Origin of the sequence: Microbacterium rhizosphaerae (assembly GCF_034120055.1) — a bacterium.
Taxonomy (GTDB): Bacteria; Actinomycetota; Actinomycetes; order Actinomycetales; family Microbacteriaceae; genus Microbacterium; species Microbacterium rhizosphaerae.
In genome coordinates this window covers 2,797,164-2,820,131 of sequence record NZ_CP139368.1, presented here as the reverse complement: position 1 = coordinate 2,820,131, position 22,968 = coordinate 2,797,164, and the positions used below count along the sequence as shown (strand labels likewise).

Here is a 22,968-nt window from a genome sequence, read left to right as displayed (position 1 = left end):
GGATCGCTGAATCCCTTCAGCTAGACTGAAGGATGTGTTCCGAACCCCCCTCAACCTGTTCCGTGCGCTGTCGGTCGCCGAAGCGATCACCTGGGCGCTCTTGATCGCCGCGCTCATCGCCAGAGCCGCGACGGGCAACGCGCTCGTCGTCACCGTGGCGGGCGGCATCCACGGTTTCGTCTTCCTGTCCTACGGCGCGACGGCGATCCTCGTCGCCATGAACCAGCGCTGGGGGGTGTGGCCCGCGGCCGTCGCGATCGCCAGCGCCGTCATCCCCTTCGCCACCATCCCGAGCGAACTCTGGCTGCACCGGAGCCGTCGGCTCGAGGGCGCCTGGCGTCTCGAGGAGACCTCCGACCCGCGGGACCACACCTGGTACGACCGATGGATGCGGTGGTTCCTCCGCCGCCCGTGGGCGCTCGGCATCCTCATCCTCATCGCCATCGTCGCGCTCTTCACGGTGCTGCTCATCGTCGGCCCTCCGGGAGGGTCGAAGTGATCACCACCCCGTAGAAAGCACCCGGTCGAGGGCGTCGACGAACGCGTCGGCGCTCTCGCGTGTGAAGACCATGGGCGGCTTGACCTTCAGGACGTTCTGGAAGTCGCCCGTCGGCTGGATGATGACGCCGAGCCGCCGCATCCGGTCGCAGATCGCCGCCGTCTCCTCCGTCGCGGGCGCCCCGTCCTCACGGGCGAACTCGGGGCCCAGATAGAACCCGAACCCGTGCACGGTGGCGAGGAGGGGATGGCGGGTGCCGAGCTCCTGCAACCGCTCCTTGAGGTAGCCGCCGACCTCGGCCGCGTTCTGCTGCAGCCCCTCGGACTGGATGACGTCGAGCACGGTGAGTCCCACGACGGACGAGACCGGCGACCCGCCGGCCGACGAGAAGAAGTACCCCTGCGACCGGTACGACGCGGCGATCTCCGGCGTCGTGATGACCGCGCCGAGGGGATGCCCGTTGCCCATCGCCTTCGCGACCGCGACGATGTCGGGCACGACGCCCTGCTGCTCGAAGCCCCAGAACCAGTGACCCAACCGGCCGTACCCGACCTGCACCTCGTCCGCGACGGCGACCCCGCCGTGCGCGCGGACGGCCGCGTACACCGCCTCCAGGTAGCCCGCGGGCAGCGCGACGCCGCCGGCGTTGCCGTACAGCGTCTCGGCGAGGAACGCCCCGGGCGGGGTGCCGGCGTCGGCGAGGCGCTCGACCTCGGCGACCGCATCCACCGCATACCTCGACGGGTCGTCGCGATGCACCCCGCGGAACGGGTTCGGGGCGTCCACCGTGTGCACCCACTCCGGCCGTGTCTCGAGCGCACTCGGGTTGTCGGCGACCGAGGTCGACACGGCATCCGTCAGGTACGTCCAGCCGTGATACGCCTCGCGCACGGCGACGACGTCCTTCCGGCCCGTGTGCGCCTGCGCGAGGCGCAGGGCGAGGTCGACGGCCTCGGAGCCGCTGTTGACGAGGAAGACCTGGTCGAGCCCGTCGGGCAGAAGCCCCGCGAGCCGCTCCGCGAACTCCGCGATCTGCGGGTAGTGGAACCGCGAGTTCGTGTTCAGAAGGCTCCACTGCCGGGCGATGTTGTGGACGAGCAGCGGATGCGCGTGCCCGATCGACGTTACGTTGTTCAGCGCGTCGACGTAGACGCGGCCGTCCTCGTCGACGAGCAGCTCCCGCCAGCCGCGCAGCATGACCGGCGGCTCGTCGAAGTAGTGCTCCTGCACCTCGGCGACGTGCTCCTCGCGCCGGTGCAGGAGGCGACCCGCGTCGGACGTGCGGATCGCGGCCGGCGGAAGCCCGAGCAGCGGGGAGGGATCGGCGACGAACGGGCGCCAGGCCGGGGCGAGTGCCGCCGTCGTGAACTCGGGGACGTCGACGCCGTCGGCGACGAGCGAGATCGTGACGACGTCGACGACCTCGGCGAAGACCTCGCCCTCGCGCACGGGACCGGCCACGACGTCGCTCGCACCACGAAGGCGGAGGCGCAGGCCGCCGGCGACGAGATCCCCGGACAGGTCGACCACGCCGTCCCATGGCGCCTGCAGCGCGACGGGCTCGGGCACCGCGAAGTCCAGCCCGAGCGGCACGTTCGCCGGCCCGTCGTGGGCGTACGGACGGGACCGGGTCAGACGCGGTTCGCCGAACCGCGTCGCGACGGGGTGCTCAGCCGTCGCCGCCCGCAGCAGCTCGCTCTCGGCATCCGGATCCAGCCAGCGCCCCTCATCGAGCAGCGCGCTGTCGACGGAGAGGTCGAGGAGTCCTGGCGTGGATCGCGGCCGGATCAGGCGTCCTGACGGCGTGCGCAGGGGAGGAGCATCCGCTCCCACCGCGTGCCGGACGAGCTCCGTGGCGACGGGGAGCGGGAGTGACACGGCGGCCTCGAAGATGAGCTCCTCGTGTGCGAGATTCTCCGCGGCGTACTCGTTGCCCGGGTCGGTGAGCAGGATATGGTGCGCGCTCGCGACGAGCACCGCGGCGCGCAGCGCCAGCAGGGGCCACAGGACGTCGAGCTCGGCATCGGCCAGCGGCAGCACCTCGTGGTACGCGCGCACGGCCTCGAGAGCGGCGGGGAGGTCGACGCCGTCGTGGTGCAGGAGCGACGACAGCGTGATCGCCAGCTCACCCACGCGCCACGTGCGCCCGAGGTCGCCGAGATCGATGACGCCGTCGGGCACGCGCCCATCCGTCGTCACCACGTTGTCGTCGGTGAGATCGCCGTGGATGACCTGCTGGGGCAGCGACTCGGCGTGCACGGCGACCGCGCGCCATGCCGACTCCGCCGTCGAGCGCAGCCGGGCGCGCAGCGCGGTGTCCGCCACCGACGGCAGCAGCGCCGCCAATGCGGCGGGCGCGTGCTGGAGGTCCCACTGGTTCGTCCGCTCGGCGCCCGGGTCGGCGAAGCCGGCGAGCGCGAGATCGACGGATGCCGCCAGCCGTCCCATCGCGCGGATGGCCGCGGGGGAGAGGTACCTGCTGCCCGAGAGTGTCCGCCCGGGCAGGAAGTCGAGAAGCCGCGCGTGCGCGATGCCGCCCTCGAGCTCCACGGCCCGCACCGAGGTGCCGTCGTCGAAGACGTGCGGCATCGGGACTCGGACGTCGGAGCGCTCGGCGATACGGGCGGCGGCCCGAGACTGCGCCTCGAGCTCCGCGGCCGGAGTGGCCGGGTTGGCGATCTTCAGGAGCCGCGGCGCGACGCCGTCGTCGATCACGAAGTTCAGGTCCTGGTTGCTGCCGAGCGGCCGCGCGGAGCCGGTGACACCGAACAGTGCGGCGGCGAGATCGGCAGCCTCGTCCGGTGAGATCTCCGGCGGCGGCGCTTGGACGAGCGATTCGGTCTCGGGCACACCTGATTCTGTAGCCTTGCGCACATGTCGAACAAGCGTCGGGGCGACCGGCTGTCCGCAGGGCTGATGCTCGGCGCCGTGGTCGTCGCGATCATCTGGGCGAACCTGCCCGGCGACGGATACGCCCACTTCTGGGAGACGCCGGTGCGGCTGGGCGTGGGCGGAGCGACGTGGACGTTCACCGTCCACGGGCTCGTCAACGAAGGACTGATGACGTTCTTCTTCTTCCTCGTCGGCCTCGAGGTCAAGCGCGAGCTGACGATCGGCGAGCTCGCATCGCCGCGGCGGGCGGTGCTTCCCGCGGCCGCCGCCGCAGCGGGACTGATCGTGCCGGCCCTCCTCTATGTCGCGATCACGGCGGGGACGGGCGAGGCGCACGCCTGGGGAGTCGTCATCTCGACCGACACCGCATTCCTCATCGGCGCTCTGGCCCTGATCGCCCCGGTCTTCCCGGCGCGCCTGCGGACGTTCCTCCTCGCCCTCGCGGTCGTCGACGACATCGGCGCGCTCGCGGTGATCGCCCTGTTCTACAGCGGCGGGGTCCAGCTGCTGCCGCTCGTCCTCGCCGGCGTGTGCATGGTCGCGATCGCGCTCGTGCGCTTCCTGCCGGAGGGTCGCGGCTTCTCGTACGCCGTGCTCGGCACGGCGCTGTGGGTGCTGGTGCTGCTGGGGGGCGTGCATCCCACTCTCGCCGGTGTGGCCGTCGCGCTGCTCATCCCGGTCTTCCCGCCGCGGCGCCGCGACGTGGAGCGCGCCGCGGAGCTCACCCAGGCGTTCCGCGAGTCGCCCAACGTCTACTACGCCTCGGCGCTCGCGCGGAGCGTGCGCGACTCGCTCTCGATCAACGAGCGGCTCGACGCCGCGTGGCGCCCCTACATCGCCCTCGGCGTGCTGCCCATCTTCGCGCTGGCGAACGCGGGCGTGCCCCTCGACCCGCAGACGCTGATGGATGCCGCCGCCTCCCCGGTCACGTGGGGGATCGTCGTCGCCCTCGTCGTCGGCAAGTTCGTCGGCATCACCGGGATCACGGCCCTCCTGCGCCGGCTCCGCCTCGGAGAGCTCGCGCCGGGCCTCGGCATGACGCGCATCGCGGGCGGCGCGGCCCTCAGCGGCATCGGCTTCACGATCGCACTGTTCCTCGTGCCCGTCGCGATCTCCGACCCGCACACGCAGAACCTCGCGCGCGTCGGGGTGCTCGTCGCATCCGTCCTCGCGTTCGCGATCGGCTGGACGGTGCTCCGCGTCGGTGATCGGGTGCGGCCTCCGCGAGCCGTGGGCGCGAAGCTGAACCGGCCCGTCGACCCGGCGCGCGACCACATCCGCGGTCCGGTGGACGCCCCGCTGACGATCGTCGAGTATGCGGACTTCGAGTGCCCGTTCTGCAGCCGTGCCACCGGCTCGGTCGACGCGGTGCTCGCGCACTTCGGCGACGAGGTGCGCTGGGTCTACCGGCATCTGCCGCTGGACCGCGTGCACCCGCATGCGACGGCGGCGGCCGTCGCCGCAGAGGCGGCGGCGATGCAGGGACGCTTCTTCGACTACGGACCCGTGCTGTTCGCCTCGCAGGACCACCTCGAGCCCGACGACCTGTGCAGATACGCGCACGAGCTCGGCCTGGACGTCGAGCGGTTCATCGTCGACCTGCGCTCGCCGGAGGCGGCGCGCCGGGTCGAGGATGACCGGATGGATGCCGAGCTGATGGACCTGCACTCCACGCCGACGTTCTTCATCGGCGGGAAGCGGCACCTCGGCGCGTACGACTCCGGCACGCTCATCCGCGTGCTCGAGGCGTCCCGGCAGACCGTGCGCGAGTGAACCTCCTCGGGCCGCCATGCGGGCGACCCGAGGAGGGCATCAGGGCAGCGTGGGCTCGTCGGGGTTCGGCGCGAGCGGTTCGTCCGGGTTCGGCGCGAGCGGCTCGTCCGGATTCGGTGCCAGGGGCTCGTCGGGGCTCGGAGGACCCGGCTCCACCGGCATCGCCGGCTCGCTCGGCCCGACCGGTAGGCCCGGCTCGACCGGCGCGCCTGGCTGCGCGGGGATCTCCGGCTCTCGGGGCTGGCCCGGAAGATCCGTGTCGGGCCAGGACATGTCCGCCCCGCGGAGGTCCCCCTGCGGAACCTGTCCGCTGTTCGCGACGTCGCTCATATCGCCCCTCTCGTTCGTTCGGCGTATCGAGTATCGAACGGAATCAGGCGGATCTCACGTCCCTTGACACCCCGTGCAGCCGCAGCTAGGACGCGGAGGGCGCATGGCGCCGACTCAACAGCGACCTCAGCGCGGCGGCAGCTGCTGCAGCGTCCAGCGGTTGCCGTCGGGATCGCGGAAGGTGACGAAGCGCCCCCATGCCTGGTCGTCGACGCCGTCCGCCTCGACGCCGGCAGCGCGCAGGTGCGCCAGGGCCTCGTCGGCGTCCGGAACGACCACTTGGATCGTGTTCTGCCTGCCGGGTTCGAGGTCGATCCCGAGTCCGGTGCCGAACGCGATCGAGCACGCCGAGCCGGGAGGGGTCATCTGCACGAACCGCAGGCCCTCGAACGGGGTCTGGTCATGGTCGGGATGGAACCCGATCCTCGTGTAGAACTCCTTCGCCACGTCGACGTCGGTCACGGGCACGAAGATCAGCTCGATACGCCAGTCCATCGCGGTCTCTTGTGTCATGCATCCAGGCTAGGGAGGGGTTCGGACATCCCTCGGGAATACCTCACGCGGTCCGTCGTTGAACTTGACAGCAGCACGCTCAAGTTTCAGGAGGATACGTGCCCGAAGAATTCAACGCCGACGGAGCCAACGCGTTCGACGACTTCCTCGCCCGCTACCTCGCGGGTGAGCAGGCCCGACAGTCGCGCTCCATCGACCTCACCCGTTTCCTGACGACGCGCACGCAGGCGATCCTGCAGAACGCCGGCCGGTTCGCGCTGGAGCGCGGCCAGACCGAGCTGGATGCTCTGCACATCCTGCGCGTGCTGGTGCAGGACGACGCCGTCGCCCAGGCGATCCGTCGCGTCGGCGTCGACCCCATGCGGATCGTCGCCGCGACCGAGTCGCGTCTGCCCGCGGCCGGCGCGCCGGCCGATGTCGATGGTGCGACCGTGACGCCCAGCGCCTCGCGGGCCCTGTTCCACGCGTATCAGGTGGCACGCTCGAGCGGCTCGACGTACATCGACCCGGAGCACGTCTTCTTCGCGCTCGTGCTGGGTCAGGATGCGCCCGCGGGCCAGATTCTGGCGCACGCCGGCGTGACCGCGGAGGCGCTGACGCAGGGGATGCGCGAGGCCATGCCGACCGGCACGCCCGAGGCTGCGGGGGAGGACGCCGGGGACCGCGCATCCACCACCCCCATGCTCGACAAGTACGCGACCGACCTGACCGCGCTGGCCCGTGACGACCGGCTCGACCCGGTGATCGGGCGCGTCGACGAGATCGAGCAGACGATCGAGATCCTGAGCCGTCGCACGAAGAACAACCCCGTGCTCGTCGGCGAGGCCGGTGTCGGCAAGACCGCGATCGTGGAAGGCCTGGCCCGCGCGATCGTCGCCGAGGAGGTGCCGCAGCAGCTGCGCGACAAGCGCGTGCTCGTCCTCGACCTGCCCGCGATGCTCGCAGGGGCGCGATACCGGGGCGACTTCGAGGAGCGCCTGACGAAGACCATGGACGAGATCGCCGCGGCCGAGGGCGAGATCATCGCGTTCGTCGACGAGGTGCACACGGTGGTCGGCGCGGGCGCCGGCGGCGAGGGGACGATGGATGCGGGCAACATCCTGAAGCCGCGGCTCGCCCGGGGCGACCTGCACCTCGTGGGCGCGACGACGCTCAAGGAGTACCGGACGATCGAGAAGGACCCGGCGCTGGAGCGTCGGTTCCAGCCGGTGCGCGTGGGCGAGCCGTCGGTCGCGGACGCCGTGCTCATCCTGCAGGGCCTGCGCCCGGCGTACGAGGAGCACCACGGCGTGAGCTACACCGACGAGGCGCTGCGCGCCGCCGTCGAGCTCAGCGACCGTTACGTCACCGAGCGCGTGCTGCCGGACAAGGCGATCGACCTCATCGACCAGGCAGGTGCACGACTGCGCCTGCGGCTGGGCGCGAAGGTGGACGTCTCGTCGCTCATGCAGCGTCTGGCCGACCTCGAGGCGGAGAAGAACTCCGCCGTCGTGGCCGAGCGGTACGAGGAGGCCTCGGCCGTGCGCGATCGCATCGCGCAGGTGCAGGCCGAGATCGACGAGGCGGCGACCCGCGGCCCCTCGACAGGCTCGGGGACCGGATCCGCCGTCGTGGACGAGCCCGAGATCGCGGCCGTGATCAGCAGGGCCACCGGCATCCCGGTGTCCCGCCTGACGGCGACCGAGCGGGCGCGCCTGGCGAGCCTCGGCGAGGAGCTGCACGGGCGCGTCATCGGCCAGGACACCGCGGTCGAGGCCGTGGCGAAGGCCGTGCGGCGCAACCGCACCGGCATGGGCGACGCCCGCCGGCCGATCGGCTCCTTCCTCTTCCTCGGGCCGACCGGCGTCGGCAAGACCGAGCTGGCGAAGGCCCTGGCGGCATCCGTGTTCTCCGACGAGGATGCCGTGATCCGCTTCGACATGAGCGAGTTCGGCGAGCGCCACACGGTGTCGCGCCTGGTCGGCGCCCCTCCGGGGTACGTCGGCTACGACGAGGCCGGCCAGCTCACCGAGCGCGTGCGCCGCAACCCGTACTCCGTCGTGCTGTTCGACGAGATCGAGAAGGCGCACCCGGATGTCTTCAACCTGCTGCTGCAGGTGCTCGACGACGGCCGGCTCACCGACGGGCAGGGCCGGACCGTCCACTTCCGCAACACGATCATCGTGATGACCTCGAACCTCGGCTCGGAGTTCCTGGCGTCGCGCTCCGGCGCAATCGGGTTCTCGACCAGTGGCCGGGAGTACGAGGAGAGCGACCTGCGCGACCGGGTCATGGGGCGCCTGCGCGAGGCGATGCGGCCGGAGTTCCTGAACCGCATCGACGAGATCGTGCTGTTCCGCAAGCTCGAGAAGGAGCAGCTGCGCGACATCGTCGGACTGCAGCTGCAGGCCACCGCATCCCGCCTGGCGTCCCGCGAGGTCGAGTTCGAGGCGACGCCCGCCGCGATCGACTGGCTCGCCGAGCACGGGTACGAGCCGGAGTACGGCGCGCGGCCGCTGCGCCGGCTCATCCAGCGCGAAGTCGACGACCGCATCGCGGACCTGTTCGTGGACGGCTCGCTCGTGGACGGCGGGGCGGTGACGGTGGATGCATCCGCCGACGGCATCACCGTCGCGGTCGGCGCGTACGCGACCGCAGCGTGACGAGTGCGACAGGCCCCGGGGTCGGACGACCGGCCCCGGGGCTTCGCGCTATCCGGCGAGCATCGCGATGAGCGTGCGCGCATTGCGCACGGCGTGCCCGGCCTCGTCGTTGTCGAAGTACACGTAGACGTCGTGACCGGCGGCCTCCCACTCCCGGATGCGCCGCGCCCATTCGCGCAGCTCGTCGTCGGAGTAGCTGCCGCGGTACAGCCGCTCCTGATCGGGGCCGTGCAGCCGCGCGTAGACCAGTGCGCCGGTGACCCGCAGAACCGTCGGAAGCCCCGCGCCGCTCATGATGCAGTACGCCGTGCCGTGGCGCTCCAGGATCGCGAAGACGTCCTCGTCGTTCCAGCTCGCATGCCGGAACTCGACCGCGGGACGGGTCCAGCCCGCGAGCATGCTCAAGAAGACGTCGAGCCGATCGTCGTCGCGCTCCATCGTGGGCGGCAGCTGCACGAGGAGCGGCCCGCGGCGGTCGCTCAGCGCGCGCAGGCCCCGCTCGATCCGCGAGATCCACTCGGCCGGGTCGCGCAGCCGGCGTGAGTGCGAGAGTCCCCGCGGCGCCTTGACCGCCACCTCGAACCCCGCGGGCAGCTGGTCGCGCCACGCCGCGAAGCGCGCGTCGGAGGGCCAGCGGTAGAAGCTCGCGTTCAGCTCGACGGTGTCGAACTCCTGCGCATAGACCTGCAGGCGCCGTCCTGTCGCGACGCCGTGGTAGAGCGCCTCCTCCCAGTGCTCGTAGCTCCACCCGGAGGTGCCGATGTGCGCCATCCCTCCACCCTGCGCCCTCCGGGCGAGACTGTCAGGCCCCTTGCGCTCGGGGGATGGGGCATGCTCGAAGCATGACGGATGCACGAGTCTCCATCGGTGTGGCGGGTGTTCTGGGTCCCGACGCCATCGGTCGCATCGCCCGGGCGGTGGAGGCCGCGGGCTTCCATGCCCTCTGGGTGAACGACACGCCCGGGGGCGATGCCCTCGCCGCCCTGGCCGCGGCCGCGAAGGTCACCGAGCGCCTCGTGCTCGCGACCGGCGTCATCGCGGTCGACCGGCGGCCGGTCGCGTCGCTCACCGGGCCGATCGCGTCGCTGCCGCAGGAGCGGCTCGTCCTCGGGATCGGCTCCGGACAGGCGCGCGCCGGGGCTCTGGCTCTCGTGACGGACGCCGCGGTCCGGCTGCGCGAGCAGACCGCGGCGCGCGTGCTCGTCGGGGCACTGGGCCCCAGGATGCGCGAGGTCGCGGTGACCGCGGGGCAGGGACCGCTCCTCAGCTGGCTCACCCCGGACATCGCGGCCGCGCAGGCGGCAGAGGCGCACGGCGTCTCGGCGGACGCCCACGTCGCCCTCTACGTGCGGACGGCTGTGGATGCGGCGGCCGGCCCGAAGCTGCAGACCGAGGTCGACCGCTACGCCTCCTACCCGAACTATCGGGCGAACTTCGACCGCCTCGGCATCGCGGCGGCGGGCACGGTGCTCGATGCGGACACTTTCGGCACCGGCGTCGCGGAGTACCGCGCGGCGGTCGACGAGGTCGTGCTGCGGGCGATCGTCGCGGGGGACGACGTCGAGGACTACGTGTCCTTCGTGCAGGCCGCGGCGCGCCTGGCAGAGTGAGCACATGACTCGCATCGGCGCCATCTTCGTTCCGCACTGGTATCCGCCCGAGGACCTCCCGGTCGCGGCTCGCGCCGCCGAGGCGGCGGGACTCGGCGAGCTGTGGCTGTGGGAGGACTGCTTCGTCCACTCGGCGTATGCCGCGGCATCCGTCGCCCTCGCCTCGACCCAGAATCTGCGCGTGGGAGTCGGGATCTCTCCCATGCCGATGCGCAACGTCGCGACGAGCGCGATGGAGATCGCGACGGTCGCGCGGCTGTTCCCCGGGCGGATCCTGCCCGGCATGGGACACGGCGTCCAGTCCTGGATGGGGCAGATCGGCGCCCGCGTCGCATCGCCGCTGACGCTCATGCGCGAGTACCTCCCGGCACTGCGGAGCCTGCTGGCGGGCGAGACCGTGAGCGTCTCCGGCCGGTACGTGTCCCTCGACGACGTGACGCTCGGCTGGCCGCCCGCCGACCCGCCGGTCGTCTATGCGGCGGCGGAGGGTCCGAAGACGCTGGCGCTCGCCGGGGAGCTCGCGCAGGGAGTCGTGCTCGACAGCCGGCACACGCCCGCCGAGATCGCGACGGCGGTCGCGGCCGTACGTGCGGGCCGGGAGAGAGCGCACGACGGCGCAATAGACATCGTCGCCCGCGACGGCGCAATAGACATCGTCGCGTACGTGCAGACCGCCTTCGGTGCGGACGCCGCATCCCGGGCGCGGGCGGTCTTCGGCGAGGAGCCTGCGGCGGATGTCGACCAGCGCTTCCTCGCCGGCGACCCCGAGGATGTCGCGCACGGCGCGCGGGCCTTCTTCGACGCCGGGGTGGATGCCGTCATCCTGCTGCCCACCCGCGACGCCGACCTCGCCCACTTCTACGGCTCTGCCGGGGAGGTCGCCCGGCTCATCGAGGGGTGACGGATGCTGCTGGCAGAGGTGGTCGCGACCGTCTCCGTCGTGGGTGCCACGCGGTCGCGACTGGCCAAATCCGACGCGCTCGCGGGGCTGCTGCGCGAGCTGCAGCCGGACGAGATCCCCATCGCGATCGGACTGCTCACCGCGAATCCCCGGCAGGGCCGCGTCGGCGTGGGGTGGCGCGGGGTGTTCTCGCTGGACGCCGAGCACGCGAACACGCCGACCCTGACGCTGTCCGACGTCGACGAGGCCTTCGACGCGCTGGCCGCGCATGGCGGGCCCGGGTCCGCCGCCGAGCGGTCGGCCACGCTGCGCGATCTGGCCGAGCGGGCGACGCCGCAGGAGTGGGACTTCCTCTCCCGGGTCATCCTCGGCGAGCTGCGCACCGGAGCGCTCGAGGGCGTCCTGCTCGAGGCGATCGCGCGCGCCGCGGACCGCCCGGCGGATGCCGTTCGCCGGGCGGCGATGCTCTCCGGCGATCTCGGCGAGACGGCCGTCGTCGCCCTGACCGCATCGGCGCAGGCGCTGGAGGCCATCGGACTCGTGGTCGGGCGGCCCGTGCTCCCGATGCTCGCGGGGACCGCGTCATCCGTCGCCGCAGCGATCGCCGAGGCGGGCGAGAGCTCGGTCGAGTACAAGCTCGACGGCGCCCGCATCCAGGTGCACCGCGACGGCGCCGACGTGCACGTCTTCACACGAAGTCTCGCCGACATCACGCACCGCGTGCCGGAGATCGTCGAGGCGGCTCGCGCTCTCCCCGTCGACAGGGCGATCCTCGACGGCGAGACGCTGTCGCTCGACGAGGACGGCGGCCCCCGGCCGTTCCAGGACACCATGGCGCGGTTCGGCTCCGAGACCGCGGCTGCCATCGCGTTGCGACCGTGGTTCTTCGACATCCTGCATCTCGACGGCCGCGACCTCATCGACGAGCCGCTGTCGGTGCGCCGCGCGCTGCTGTCCGCCATCGCGGGGGAGTCGGTCATGCCCGGCATCGTGACCGACGACCCCGAGCGCGCCGAGGAGTTCTCCCGCGAGGCGCTCGCGGCGGGCCACGAGGGCGTCATGGTCAAGGGCGTCGGCGCGCCGTACGCCGCCGGGCGTCGTGGCAAGAGCTGGCTCAAGGTCAAGCCCGTCCTCACCTACGACCTCGTCGTCCTGGCCGTGGAGTGGGGCTCGGGTCGGCGCACCGGCCAACTGTCGAATCTGCACCTCGGGGCACGCGATCCCGAGGGCGAGTTCGGCGAGCCGGGCGGGTTCGTCATGGTCGGCAAGACCTTCAAGGGACTGACGGATGCGACGCTGCGGTGGCAGACCGAGCACTTCCCGACGATCGAGACGCACCGCTCCGCGTACGCGGTGCACGTGCGCCCGATCACCGTGGTCGAGATCGCGATCGACGGCGTGCAGCGGTCATCCCGCTACCCGGGCGGTGTCGCGCTGCGCTTCGCCCGCGTGAAGGGCTATCGATCCGACAAGCGCCCCGACGAGGCCGACACCATCCAGAGCCTGCGGGCGCTGCTGCGCGGCTGACGCTCAGACTTCGCGAGACGCGAAGGCGCCGGGCGGATGCATCCGCCCGGCGCCTTCGTCAACTGTGAGCCGCTGTGAGCTCCGCTAGATTCTCGCTCCGCCGGATCGCAGCCGCGAGAGCGCGTCCACCGTGGCGGCGAGGATCAGCACGACGCCGGTCACGACGAAGTTCACACCCGCCGGCAGGTTGAGCAGACCCAGGCCGTTCGTGATCACCGCGATGACGAGCGCACCGACGGCGGCGTTCATGAGACGCCCCTTGCCGCCGAACAGGCTGACGCCGCCGACGACCGCCGCGGCGACACCGCTCAGCACGATGTCACGGCCGGCTGAGGCATCCACCGAGCCGACGCGCGTCGCACTGAGCAGTCCCGCGAAGACGGCCAGCGTCGAACAGCACACGAACGCCCACCATTTGATCCAGCGCACCTTGACGCCCGCGCGGCGGGCGGCCTCGGCGTTGCCGCCGATCGCGTAGATGTAGCGGCCGTACTTCGTGCGGTCGAGCACGAACGTGCCGACCCACAGGATGACGAGCACCACCGGAACGACGATCGGCACGCCCTGGACGGGGACCACGGACTGCGAGCGGTCGAGGTTCAGGATGTACACGACGACCCCGCCGAGGACCAGGATCACGGCGAGCTTGATCCACAGGAGCGAGATCGCACGGTTCGGCACGCCGGCGCGGGTGCGCCGAGCGCGGTCCCAGAACGACGTCCCGGCGGAGATCGCCAGCATGATCGCGAGCATCGCCCAGCCGGCCCAGACGGGGAGATTCCCGTTCTGGAGGGCGATGAGCGCGGGAACCTGGATGCGGTACAGCCCACCCGAGCCGATCACCGACAGCGCGACACCTTGGTAGCCGAGGAACAGACCCAGCGTCACGACGAACGACGGGATGCCGACGCGCGCCACGAGAAAGCCGATCAGGGCGCCGGTCGCGATGCCGAAGACGAACGCGAGGACGAGCGAGAGCACCCAGTTCCAGTGGGCGACATCCACCAGCACGACGAAGATCGCCATGCCGACGCCGCCCGTGACGCCCGCCGAGAGGTCGATCTCGCCGAGGAGCAGCACGAAGACGAGCGCCATGCCGAGCATGACGAGCGTGGCCGCCTGGTTGATCAGGTTGGCGAAGTTGCCGGCCGTGAGGAAGTACGGGCTCAGGATCGTGAACAGGATGCTGAGCACGACGAAGCCGCCGATGGCGGGAAGCGATCCCATGTCGCCCCCGCGCACGCGCTGCCACCACGCCGACATCTGGTCGCCGAGGCCGCCCTCGACGCCGCTGCCGATGAGGTCGCTCGACAGCGGGTCAGGGGCCGCCTCGGTGCGTTCCGTGGTGGTCATTGCGCTCCTCCCGTCGCGATCGCGGTGGTGTCGATGACCGGGGCGCCGGTCATCGTCTTGGTACCGGTGATGTAGCCCACGACGTCGTCGCGGCTCGTCTTGTCGGCGTCGACCTGGGCGACCATCTGGCCGAGGTAGAGGACGGCGATGTCGTCCGCGACCTCGAAGACGTCGGCCAGGTTGTGGCTGATGATGATGACCGCGACGCCCTGGCCGGCGAGGCGCTTGACGAGGTCGAGCACCTGCGCGGTCTGCGCGATGCCGAGGGCCGCGGTCGGCTCGTCGAGGATGACCACGCGCGCCTTCTTCAGGACCGCGCGCGCGATCGCCACGGTCTGGCGCTGCCCGCCGGACAGCGACGACACCTTCTGTCGTACCGACTTGACGGTGCGCACGGACAGCGAGCGGAGGGCGTCCGACGCGTCGCGCTCCATGCGACCCTCGTCGAACGTACCCGTCGAGGTCTCCTCACGGCCGAGGAACATGTTCTGGACGATGTCGAGGTTGTCGCACAAGGCGAGGTCCTGGTACACGACCTCGATTCCGAGGCCCTGCGCTTCGCGCGGGGAGTGCAGCGGCTGATGCGTGCCGTCGATGAGGATCTCACCCTCGTCGTACGGCTGGACGCCTGCCAGACCCTTGATGAGAGTGGACTTGCCGGCGCCGTTGTCGCCGACGAGCGCCGTGACCTTGCCCGGACGGACGACGAGGTCTACGCCCTTGAGGACGCTGACCGGTCCGAACGACTTCTTCACGCCGCGCAGTTGGATGATCGGTTCTGCCATGCTCGCTTCCTTGCGGTTCGGATGTACGGAATGTACCGGGGCGGCCGAAGGCGCCGCGTCAACGACGCGGCGCCTTCGGCACTTTCCCCTTACTTGACGCCGTACTTCGCGCAGGCGGCGGCGACGTCGCCGGTGCAGAGGTCGGACGCGGACGCGTCACCCGCCTGCACGACCTTCTCGACGTCGTTCGGGCCGACCAGCTGCGGCGTGACGGCGACGTACGGGGTGCCGTCGGCCAGCTTCTTGTCGACGCTCGGCTTCTGGCCCTTCAGCAGCGCCACTGCGAGGGCCGTCGCAGCGGTCGCCTCCTCCTTGACGGGCTTGTAGACCGTGGCCGTCTGCCAACCCAGCAGGACGTTCTGCAGGCCCGCCGTGCTGGCGTCCTGGCCGGAGACCGGCACACCCTTCAGGTTGTTGTTCTGCAGGACCTTGATGACGCCGGCCGCGTTGGTGTCGTTGGCGACCCACACCGCGTCGACGTGCCCTCCGAGCGAGGTCAGCGCCTGCTCGAAGTTGGTCTGCGACTTGGCCTGGTCCCACACCCCCGGGGGCTCCGCCGCCGGCTTGATGCCCGCGGCCGACATCGCCTGGTTGGCGCCATCGTGGAACATCTTGGCGTTGCCGTCGGTCGGGTCGCCGCCCATGTACACGACCTTGGCGGTCGCCGGGTCCTTGCCGGCCGCCTTCAGGCCGTCGACGATCGACTGGCCCTCGAGCTCGCCGACCTTGGTGTTGTCGAACGACACGTAGTAGTCCGCGCCCGAGATGGGGCGGTCGTAGGCGATGACCGGGATGCCCTGGGCCTTGGCCTTCGACGCCACACCCGCGCCTGCGCCGTTGTAGTCGACGAGGAGCATGACGCCGCAGCCCTTGCTCATCTGCTGGTCGGCGATGGTCGAGTACTTGTTGGTGTCGCCCTGCGCGTTCTGGATGTCGGCCTGGAAACCGGCAGCCGTCAGGCCGTCCTGCAGGTACTTGCGGTCGAAGTTCTCCCAGCGGGGCGACGAGGCCGCGTCCGGCAGGATCACGCACGCGCGCTTGCCGGCGGCCGCACCGGAGCTCGTCGCGGACGAGCCGCCGGAGCCCGTGCCGGAACACCCGGCCAGCATGACCGCGGCCGCACCCGTGAGGGCTGCCACCGCGAGGATGGAACGCTTCTTCATCTCTTGCCTTTCATCGTTGAACTGCTCTCCCCAGAAAGGAGTCGCAACATTGCTCGTAGGCGATCCTCGTTCGCGCGGACCACTGTCGTCAAGTCTTGAACGTAACGCTTTGGCAACGGCGATTCAGCGTTCGGCCTGTGAACGCAAGAAGTCGCCGCCGAACGGCCGGGAAGACGGCTCAGGCGCGGCCGGTCGCCGCGCGGGTCTTGCGTGAGAGCGCATCCACGATGACGGCCAGCGCGAGCACGACGCCGGTGACCATGAACCGGACGGAGGCGTCGAGATTCAGCAGGGTCAGGCCCGAGGACACCGATTGGATGACGATGATCCCGAGCAGGGCCGAATAGGCGGAGCCCCGGCCGCCGAACAGGCTCGTCCCGCCGATGACCGCCGCGGCGATGGCGTTGAGGTTGGTGTCGCCGCCGCCGGAGCTCTGGTTGGCGGCGCCCAGCCAGGCGGCCGCGAGGATGCCGCCGAGCGCGGCGAACATCGAGCACAGGGCGAACACCGAGTAGTAGATCCGGCGGACGCGGATGCCGGCCCGCCGAGCCGCCTCCTCGGAGCCGCCCACGGCATACACCGATCGTCCCCAGCGGGTGCGCGTCAGTGCGATGTTCATGGCGACCACGAGCACCAGGAAGAACAGGAACATCACGCCGACCCCGCGCGACAGGTTCAGGTACCACGCGACGAGCGCGAGGAACACGAGCAAGCCGCCCGTCCGCACGCCGATCTCGAGGAGGCTCTGGCTATCGAGGTTCGCCGCCAGCCTGCGCCGGGATCGGCGCAGCAGGAACCAGCCGTACGACGCCGCGGTGATCGCCACGGCGACGTAGGAGGCCCACGGCGGCAGGAACATCTGCTGCGCGAACTGCACGATCCACGAGTCGTACGGCAGGTTGATCGAGCCGGTGTCGCCCAGCACGCGCAGCTGCAGTCCGAGGAAGCCGAGGAGCCCCGCGAGCGTGATGACGAAGCTCGGCAGGCCGAACTTCGTGTAGAGGAAGCCGTACAGCAGGCCGACGAGAAGCCCCGCGACGAGCCCCGCCGCGATGGCGAAGACGAGGTTCCACCGCAGCTCGACGAGCGTCACGGCGAGGATCGCGGCCGCGAGGCCGGAGACCGACCCGACCGAAAGGTCGATCTCGCCGACGAGCAAGACGAGCACGACGCCAAGTGCGATGGTGCCCACGGCGGCGCACTGCATCGTGAGGTTCACGAGGTTCTTGCTCGAGAGGAAGACCGGGTTCAAGGACTGGAAGATCGTCCAGATGATCAACAGGCCGACGATGACCGGCAGCGATCCGAAGTCACCGCCCCGCACGCGGGCGACCAGCAGCCCCGCACCGCGGCGGATGGCGCCGGCGCTCAGCATCCGATCGTCGTCGACATCCGTGGAGCCGGTCATGCGTCGCCCTTCCTGCGCGGACGCCGCGCGCCTTTCGCGGGCAGATCGATGACGTTGTCCGGGGTCTTGGTCACCGGGGGCCTGGTCTGCGGGAGGTGCGAGTGATCCATCGCGCCTGTGATGGCCGCGATGAGCGTCTCGCTCGTGACGTCGACCACGTTGTACACGCCGTTGTTGCGTCCGAGCCGCAGCACGACGACGCGGTCGGCGACAGCCAGCACGTCGGCCATGTTGTGGCTGATCAGGATGACGCCGTGCCCGCGCTCGCGCAGCGTCTCGATGAGGTTCAGCACCTCCGCCGACTGGGCGACGCCGAGCGCCGCGGTCGGCTCGTCGAGGATGACGACCCGCGGATCGCCGATGAGCGAGCGCGCGATCGCCACCGTCTGGCGCTGACCTCCCGAGAGCGTCGAGACCGGCGTCCGCACGGAGGGCAGGCGCGCGGACAGCTCTCGCAGCAGCGTCCAGGTGCGCTGCTCCATCTCGACCTCGTCGAGGAAGCGTCCGTCGAGCATCTCGCGGCCGAGCCAGAGGTTCGCGACGACGTCGAGGTTGTCGCACAGGGCGAGATCCTGGAAGACGGTCGCGATGCCGAGATCCTGCGCGTCCGCCGGCGATCCGATCTCCACGACCTCGCCGTCGAACTCGATGCTGCCCGCGTCGGGCGGGTGGACGCCCGCGAGCACCTTCACGAGCGTCGACTTGCCGGCGCCGTTGTCGCCGACCAGCGCGACGACCTCGCCCTCGTTGACCCAGAAGTCGACGTCGGTCAGCGCCTTCACGGCGCCGAAGTGCTTGCCGATGCCCGTCATGGTGAGCACGCGCGTGCGGCGCGGAGGCTGCGAGGCCTTCATCGGATGCCCTCCTGGGCGCACTGAGCGGCGTACGCCGGCGTGCAGATGTCGGCTGCCGTCCAGAACCCGTCGGCGATCACCGTCGCGTCGATGTCGTCCACCCGGACCGGAACCGGGTTCAGCAGCGTCGTCGGCGTGCCGTCCGTCGACAGGGGCGCCGTCACCTTCCTGCCCTTGATGAGGTCGACGGCGGCCTCGGCCGCCGTGAACGCCTCGGGTTTGATCGCCTTGTACACCGTCATGTACTGATCGCGCGCGACGATCCGCTGCACCGCGGCGAGCTCGGCGTCCTGGCCGGTGACGAAAGGAGGATGCGAGATCCCCGCGGCCTTGAACGCGGCGATCGCCCCTCCGGCCACGCCGTCGTTCGCGGCGTACACCCCGGCGATCCGGTCTCCGTACTGGGCGATCTGCCCGGCGACCCACGACTGCGCCTTGTCCGGGCTCCAGTCCGGGGTGTCGTACTCCGCGAGCACGGTCAGCCCGCTGCGGTCGATGACGCTGTGCGCGCCCGTGCGGAAGAGCTTGGCGTTGCTGTCCGTCGGCGATCCGTTGACCATGAGGATGCCGCCGTTCGGCTTGCCCGCTGCGCGCATCGCCTCGACGAGGGCCGTCGCCTGGAGCTTGCCGACCTTCTCGTTGTCGAACGACACGTAGTACGACAGGCCGCCGCCGGAGATCAGCCGGTCATAGGAGATCACGGGCACGTTCTGCGCGCGCGCGGAGCTCACGATGCTCGCCGCCGCCTTCGAGTCGACGGGATCGAGGACGAGCACGTCGGCCCCGGCGGCGAGCGCCGATTCGGCCTGCTGCTTCTGGGCCGCCGCATCCTGATCGGCGTTCGAATACAGCACCGAGTAGTGGCCGAGCTGCTTCACGCGCTCCTCGAAGAGCGGTCTGTCGAACGTCTCGTAGCGCGCGGTCTTCGCCTCGGGCAGCAGGAGCGCGATGGTGCCGTCGGCGGCAGGCCGCGCGCTGCATCCCGCGAGCCCCGCGGATGCCAGAACGGCCGCCCCGGCGAGGGCGACCGTGCGCACCAGCCTGTGCGCCCTGTTCCGGATCGGCATCCTTCGAGGCTACGCGGTGGCCGGGACCACGTCGGCATCGACGGTGACATGGTCGAGCGCCACGGCGATCGCACCTCGGGTCTCGGCCCATTCGCCGAACGTCGTGCCGACGATCTCGGGCAGCCCGTTCGCGGAGGTCAGCGCCGTGCGCTCGAGCGAATGCCGCATCGGCGCCATCAGGATCTCGCCCGCCTGCGCGAGGTCGCCGCCCATGACGATGAGCTCGGGGTCGAAGAGGTTGCACAGGCTCGCCGCGGCGATGCCGATGTGGCGACCGGCATCCGCGATCACGCGATGCGAGCGCCCGTCGCCGCCGTCGGCGGCCTGGATGAGGTCGCTGAGGCGCTGCATTCCCTCGCCCGGTGGGAAGAGGGACAGGAGAGCAGGCCCGGCGGCGTATGTCTCGAGGCACCCGCGGTTGCTGCACCGGCAGATCGGGCCGTTCTCGTCGATCGTCACGTGGCCGATCTGGCCGGCCTTGCCGTTGACGCCGCGGAACAGGTCGCCTCCGATGACGAGGCCGGCGCTGATCGTGTGACCGACGCGGATGTAGACGGAGGATGCGGCGTCCCGGGCGGCACCCTCGCGCGCCTCGGCGAGTCCGCCGAGATTGGCCTCGCTGTCGACGAAGACGGGGCGGCCGATGCGGGCGGTGAGGCTCTCGGCGACGTCGATGCCCTCCCATCCGCGCAGGAGGCCCGGCGTCGAGACCATGCCCGTGCGCTGGTCGACGGGGGCGGGCAGGGCGAGGCCGACGGCGAGCAGGTCGTTCACGCTGCCGCCGAGCGACTCCATCATGTCGCCGAGCAGCAGGCTCAGGCGGTCGAGCTCGGCATCGTGCCGATGGTCGAGGGGCAGGGGCAGGGAGCTCTGGGTGACGATCGTCCGCGTCGCGTCGGCGATGGCGATGTGCAGCTGCCGCGAGCTGTAGTGCACGCCGGCCACGAGGCCGAGCTCGCGCGCGAGCGACACGAGGGTCGCCCGGCGGCCGTTGCGCGACGTGATGTTCGAGGTGTGCAGCAGTCCGGAGGCCGTCAGCTCCTTGACGATGTTGGAGACCGTGGCGGGGGAGAGGCCCGTGTTTCCGGCAAGCTCGACCTGGGTCAGTCGCCCATGTCGTTTGAGCGACTCGACCAGGCGCGCCCGGTTTGCCTCGCGCAGCGATGTCTGAGAACCGGGCGGAATGTTCCCGCGTGCCACAGAGTCACTGTACTCCGCCGATCCTGATTCACTCCTGCGGGTATGTCACGCCGATCTGCGCGCGAATGGCGTCGAGGGCATGCATGATCGCGACGGTCTCGTCGAGGGGGAGGAGGTCGCTGTCCCGCCGGCCCTCGGCGATGATCCGCTCTGCGGCGAGAGCCTGGAACTGCATGCCGCGGCCGTCGACGCGCGATTCGAAGACCTCGGCGACCTCGCCGTCCGGACGTGTGAGCCGGAACGTCGTGGGGCTGTAGAACACGCGGTCGATATCGATGCGCGCCTCGTCGCCGACGATGTGGGCGGTGTTCGGGCCGACCGCCCGGGATGACGAGACCGACGTCGACAGCGCACCGGATGCATGCGTGAAGATCGTCGCCACCTCGGTGTCGGCGCCCGTCTCGGACAGGCGCGCCTGCGCGGTGATCGCCGTCGGCGCCCCGAGCATGTCCCAGGCGAAGGAGATCGGGTAGATGCCGAGATCGAGCAGCGCGCCACCGCCGAGCTCGAGCGCGTTGAGGCGATGGGCCGGGTCCGACGAGATCTTCTGCGTGTGGTCGGCGAACACCGTGCGAACCTCGCCGAGGGCGCCGGAGCGGACGAGCTCGCGCACGCGCTGGATGTGCGGCAGATAGCGCGTCCACATCGCCTCCATGGCGAGCAGGCCCGCGGAGCGGGCGGCGTCGCGGACGCGCTCGGCCTCGGCGCCGGTGAGCGTGAACGGCTTCTCGACGATGACGTGCTTGCCGTGCTCGAGGGCGAGGATCGCGTTGCCGGCGTGCGAGGGATGCGGCGTGGCGATGTAGACGATGTCGACGCCCGGGTCTTCCACCAGGGCCTTGTACGAGTCGTGCGCGCGAGGGATGTCGAACTCGCCGGCGAAGGCGTCCGCCGCATCCCTCCGTCGTGAGCCCACCGCCGCGACGTCGAGTCCAGCGGTGCGCAGGTCGCGGGTGAAGGCGTGGGCGATTCCGCCCGTGGCGAGGATTCCCCATCGAAGGCCGGTCATGTCGCCGAGCCTATCGGGGTCGGACGGGGGCTCAGCCGACGGCGGTGAGCACCACGGCGAGGGCGCGGTCGAGGTCGGCGATGACGTCGTCGGCGTCTTCGAGGCCGACCGACAGCCGCACCGTCGTCGACGTGATGCCGGCCTCGGCGAGCATCGCGGGCGGCATGTGGCTGTGCGTCATGGACGCGGGGTGCGCGACCAGGGTGCGTGCGTCGCCGATGTTCGCGACGAGACGCACGATCTCGAGGGCGCCGATGACCCGCTCGACCAGCGCGAAGTCAGCTTCGGGATCGCCTGTCGAGCGCAGGTCGAAGGAGAAGACGGATGCGGCGCCCCGCGGCAGGTACGTCTGCGCGGCGGCGTAGCCGCGATTCGACTCCAGGCCGGGGTGGTTCACCCGAGCCACAGCGGGATGGGTGTCGAGGAAGCGGGCGACGACCAGCGCGGAGGCGCTGTGCCGCCGCATCCGCAGATCCAGCGTCTCGATGCCCTGCAACAGCTGGAAGGCGTTGAACGCCGACAGCGATGGGCCGAGGTCGTGCACGTACTTTGTCTTCACGAGCGCGATGTACGGGGAGGCGGTCTTCCCGTAGCGCTCCACGAGCGTGCCGCCGGGGACGCGCTGGTAGGGCGCGTTCAGCTGCGGCCAGCGCTCCGGCTCGGCCGAGAAGTCGAACGTGCCGAGGTCGACGACGACTCCCGCGAGCGACGTGCCGTGGCCGCCCAGGAACTTGGTGGCGGAGTGCACCGCGATGTCGGCGCCGAAGTCCTTCGTGCGCTGCAGGAACGGGGTCGCGACGGTGTTGTCGATCACGAGCGGCACGCCCGCCTCGTGCGCGACGTCGGCCACCGCGCGCACGTCGAGCACCTCGGCGTTCGGGTTCGTGACCGACTCCCCGAACAGCGCCCGGGTCGTAGGCCGCACCGCGGCGCGCCACGCGTCGATGTCGTGCTGGTCGACGAAGGTCGTCTCGATGCCCCAGTCGACGAAGGTGTCGGCGAGCAGGTCGATCGTGCCGCCGTAGAGCTGGCGCGCCGCGACGATGTGCTCGCCGGACTTCGCGAGTGCGAGCAGCGCGACCGCCACAGCCGCCTGGCCCGAGGCCACGCCGGCCGCGCCGATGCCGCCCTCGAGGGCCGCGACGCGCTGCTCGAACACCGCGACCGTCGGGTTGGCCGCCCGGGAGTAGATGTTGCCGTCGCGGCGCAGGGCGAACAGGTCGCGCGCCTCGCTCAGCGACGAGAACTCGAAGGCGTTCGACTGGTAGATGGGGGGGACCGACGTGTGCTGCGCGACCCCCGCGGCGTACCCGGCCTGGATCTGCGCCGTCGCGAAGGAGCTCGCGGGCGCGGGACAGTCGGTCGAATCGGGCATCCACCCATTGTCGGGCCGACGCCCTGCGCAGCCCAGGGCGTGTGTCGAACTGTTGCGGGCAGGATGG

General features: G+C 70.9%; 19 protein-coding genes. 6 read left to right on the top strand and 13 right to left on the bottom strand.

Translation table 11 applies throughout. The features are described from left to right. The first annotated feature begins 34 nt into the window (after positions 1-34). Positions 35-499, top strand: a complete 465-nt coding sequence (locus SM116_RS12780) for a DUF3817 domain-containing protein (protein WP_320941360.1) — start codon at positions 35-37, stop codon at positions 497-499. Here SM116_RS12780 and SM116_RS12775 read toward each other — a convergent pair whose 3' ends face one another. Beyond that, a complete protein-coding gene (locus SM116_RS12775; protein WP_320941359.1) occupies positions 500-3,349 on the bottom strand; it encodes an aminotransferase in 2,850 nt (949 codons plus the stop codon). A 24-nt stretch (positions 3,350-3,373) separates the two neighbouring features. Between SM116_RS12775 and nhaA the strand changes: the two genes are divergently transcribed. After that, a complete protein-coding gene (gene nhaA / locus SM116_RS12770; protein WP_320941358.1) occupies positions 3,374-5,164 on the top strand; it encodes a Na+/H+ antiporter NhaA in 1,791 nt (596 codons plus the stop codon). A gap of 39 nt (positions 5,165-5,203) precedes the next feature. Here the strand turns inward: nhaA and SM116_RS12765 are convergent, their stop codons facing one another. After that, positions 5,204-5,494 carry a hypothetical protein gene (locus tag SM116_RS12765; RefSeq protein WP_320941357.1) on the bottom strand — a complete coding sequence of 97 codons (291 nt, stop codon included), beginning with the start codon at positions 5,492-5,494 and terminating at the stop codon, positions 5,204-5,206. Positions 5,495-5,620: 126 nt separating this feature from the next. Next, a complete protein-coding gene (locus SM116_RS12760; RefSeq protein ID WP_320944173.1) occupies positions 5,621-5,989 on the bottom strand; it encodes a VOC family protein in 369 nt (122 codons plus the stop codon). 116 nt (positions 5,990-6,105) lie between these two features. Here SM116_RS12760 and SM116_RS12755 point away from each other — a divergent pair, with 116 nt between their 5' ends. Further along, a complete protein-coding gene (locus SM116_RS12755; protein ID WP_320941356.1) occupies positions 6,106-8,649 on the top strand; it encodes an ATP-dependent Clp protease ATP-binding subunit in 2,544 nt (847 codons plus the stop codon). Between the two features lie 48 nt (positions 8,650-8,697). Here the strand turns inward: SM116_RS12755 and SM116_RS12750 are convergent, their stop codons facing one another. After that, positions 8,698-9,420, bottom strand: a complete 723-nt coding sequence (locus SM116_RS12750; protein ID WP_320941355.1) for a DUF72 domain-containing protein — start codon at positions 9,418-9,420, stop codon at positions 8,698-8,700. A 71-nt stretch (positions 9,421-9,491) separates the two neighbouring features. Here SM116_RS12750 and SM116_RS12745 point away from each other — a divergent pair, with 71 nt between their 5' ends. The 3 genes from SM116_RS12745 to SM116_RS12735 are packed head-to-tail and all read left to right on the top strand — an operon-like array spanning position 9,492 to position 12,687. Further along, the gene (locus SM116_RS12745) at positions 9,492-10,259 is read left to right on the top strand and encodes an LLM class flavin-dependent oxidoreductase (protein WP_320941354.1); all 768 of its coding nucleotides are present in this window, start codon (positions 9,492-9,494) and stop codon (positions 10,257-10,259) included. Positions 10,260-10,263: 4 nt separating this feature from the next. Continuing rightward, positions 10,264-11,160 (top strand): LLM class flavin-dependent oxidoreductase, encoded by an 897-nt coding sequence (locus SM116_RS12740; protein WP_320941353.1) that lies wholly within the window; start codon positions 10,264-10,266, stop codon positions 11,158-11,160. 3 nt (positions 11,161-11,163) lie between these two features. Then, on the top strand, positions 11,164-12,687 hold the full coding sequence (locus tag SM116_RS12735; protein WP_320941352.1) for an ATP-dependent DNA ligase: 1,524 nt from the start codon (positions 11,164-11,166) through the stop codon (positions 12,685-12,687). Between the two features lie 84 nt (positions 12,688-12,771). On the opposite strand, the gene SM116_RS12730 is transcribed toward SM116_RS12735, so the two are convergent. The 9 genes from SM116_RS12730 to SM116_RS12690 form a co-directional block, all read right to left on the bottom strand. Further along, positions 12,772-14,040: a sugar ABC transporter permease gene (locus tag SM116_RS12730; protein WP_320941351.1), complete on the bottom strand. Its 1,269-nt coding sequence runs from the start codon at positions 14,038-14,040 to the stop codon at positions 12,772-12,774. Beyond that, positions 14,037-14,825 (bottom strand): ATP-binding cassette domain-containing protein, encoded by a 789-nt coding sequence (locus tag SM116_RS12725; protein WP_320941350.1) that lies wholly within the window; start codon positions 14,823-14,825, stop codon positions 14,037-14,039. The genes SM116_RS12730 and SM116_RS12725 overlap by 4 nt, the downstream gene beginning before the upstream one ends. A gap of 89 nt (positions 14,826-14,914) precedes the next feature. Continuing rightward, entirely contained in the window at positions 14,915-15,988 is a 1,074-nt protein-coding gene (locus SM116_RS12720) for a sugar ABC transporter substrate-binding protein (RefSeq protein WP_320941349.1), read from the bottom strand. A gap of 178 nt (positions 15,989-16,166) precedes the next feature. After that, positions 16,167-17,396: a sugar ABC transporter permease gene (locus SM116_RS12715; RefSeq protein ID WP_425563266.1), complete on the bottom strand. Its 1,230-nt coding sequence runs from the start codon at positions 17,394-17,396 to the stop codon at positions 16,167-16,169. Beyond that, entirely contained in the window at positions 17,393-18,250 is an 858-nt protein-coding gene (locus SM116_RS12710) for an ATP-binding cassette domain-containing protein (protein WP_320941348.1), read from the bottom strand. The genes SM116_RS12715 and SM116_RS12710 overlap by 4 nt, the downstream gene beginning before the upstream one ends. After that, the gene (locus SM116_RS12705) at positions 18,247-19,317 is read right to left on the bottom strand and encodes a sugar ABC transporter substrate-binding protein (RefSeq protein ID WP_320941347.1); all 1,071 of its coding nucleotides are present in this window, start codon (positions 19,315-19,317) and stop codon (positions 18,247-18,249) included. Before SM116_RS12705 ends, SM116_RS12710 begins: the two co-directional genes overlap by 4 nt. A 9-nt stretch (positions 19,318-19,326) precedes the next feature. Next, a complete protein-coding gene (locus SM116_RS12700; RefSeq protein ID WP_320941346.1) occupies positions 19,327-20,517 on the bottom strand; it encodes an ROK family transcriptional regulator in 1,191 nt (396 codons plus the stop codon). Positions 20,518-20,545: 28 nt separating this feature from the next. Then, complete coding sequence (locus SM116_RS12695) at positions 20,546-21,526, bottom strand: Gfo/Idh/MocA family protein (RefSeq protein ID WP_320941345.1); 981 nt, start codon at positions 21,524-21,526, stop codon at positions 20,546-20,548. Between the two features lie 31 nt (positions 21,527-21,557). Further along, a complete protein-coding gene (locus tag SM116_RS12690; protein ID WP_320941344.1) occupies positions 21,558-22,901 on the bottom strand; it encodes an O-acetylhomoserine aminocarboxypropyltransferase/cysteine synthase family protein in 1,344 nt (447 codons plus the stop codon). Between the last annotated feature and the right edge of the window lie 67 nt (positions 22,902-22,968).

What these genes read in the sequence shown, in the direction of transcription:
- SM116_RS12720 (WP_320941349.1), bottom strand. Translation starts at nt 15,988, where the DNA reads ATGAAGAAGCGTTCCATCCTCGCGGTGGCAGCCCTCACGGGTGCGGCC.
- SM116_RS12730 (WP_320941351.1), bottom strand. Translation starts at nt 14,040, where the DNA reads ATGACCACCACGGAACGCACCGAGGCGGCCCCTGACCCGCTGTCGAGC.
- SM116_RS12725 (WP_320941350.1), bottom strand. Translation starts at nt 14,825, where the DNA reads ATGGCAGAACCGATCATCCAACTGCGCGGCGTGAAGAAGTCGTTCGGA.
- SM116_RS12750 (WP_320941355.1), bottom strand. Translation starts at nt 9,420, where the DNA reads ATGGCGCACATCGGCACCTCCGGGTGGAGCTACGAGCACTGGGAGGAG.
- SM116_RS12690 (WP_320941344.1), bottom strand. Translation starts at nt 22,901, where the DNA reads ATGCCCGATTCGACCGACTGTCCCGCGCCCGCGAGCTCCTTCGCGACG.
- SM116_RS12760 (WP_320944173.1), bottom strand. Translation starts at nt 5,989, where the DNA reads ATGGACTGGCGTATCGAGCTGATCTTCGTGCCCGTGACCGACGTCGAC.
- nhaA (WP_320941358.1), top strand. Translation starts at nt 3,374, where the DNA reads ATGTCGAACAAGCGTCGGGGCGACCGGCTGTCCGCAGGGCTGATGCTC.
- SM116_RS12715 (WP_425563266.1), bottom strand. Translation starts at nt 17,396, where the DNA reads ATGACCGGCTCCACGGATGTCGACGACGATCGGATGCTGAGCGCCGGC.
- SM116_RS12765 (WP_320941357.1), bottom strand. Translation starts at nt 5,494, where the DNA reads ATGAGCGACGTCGCGAACAGCGGACAGGTTCCGCAGGGGGACCTCCGC.
- SM116_RS12745 (WP_320941354.1), top strand. Translation starts at nt 9,492, where the DNA reads ATGACGGATGCACGAGTCTCCATCGGTGTGGCGGGTGTTCTGGGTCCC.
- SM116_RS12710 (WP_320941348.1), bottom strand. Translation starts at nt 18,250, where the DNA reads ATGAAGGCCTCGCAGCCTCCGCGCCGCACGCGCGTGCTCACCATGACG.
- SM116_RS12705 (WP_320941347.1), bottom strand. Translation starts at nt 19,317, where the DNA reads ATGCCGATCCGGAACAGGGCGCACAGGCTGGTGCGCACGGTCGCCCTC.
- SM116_RS12740 (WP_320941353.1), top strand. Translation starts at nt 10,264, where the DNA reads ATGACTCGCATCGGCGCCATCTTCGTTCCGCACTGGTATCCGCCCGAG.
- SM116_RS12695 (WP_320941345.1), bottom strand. Translation starts at nt 21,526, where the DNA reads ATGACCGGCCTTCGATGGGGAATCCTCGCCACGGGCGGAATCGCCCAC.
- SM116_RS12735 (WP_320941352.1), top strand. Translation starts at nt 11,164, where the DNA reads ATGCTGCTGGCAGAGGTGGTCGCGACCGTCTCCGTCGTGGGTGCCACG.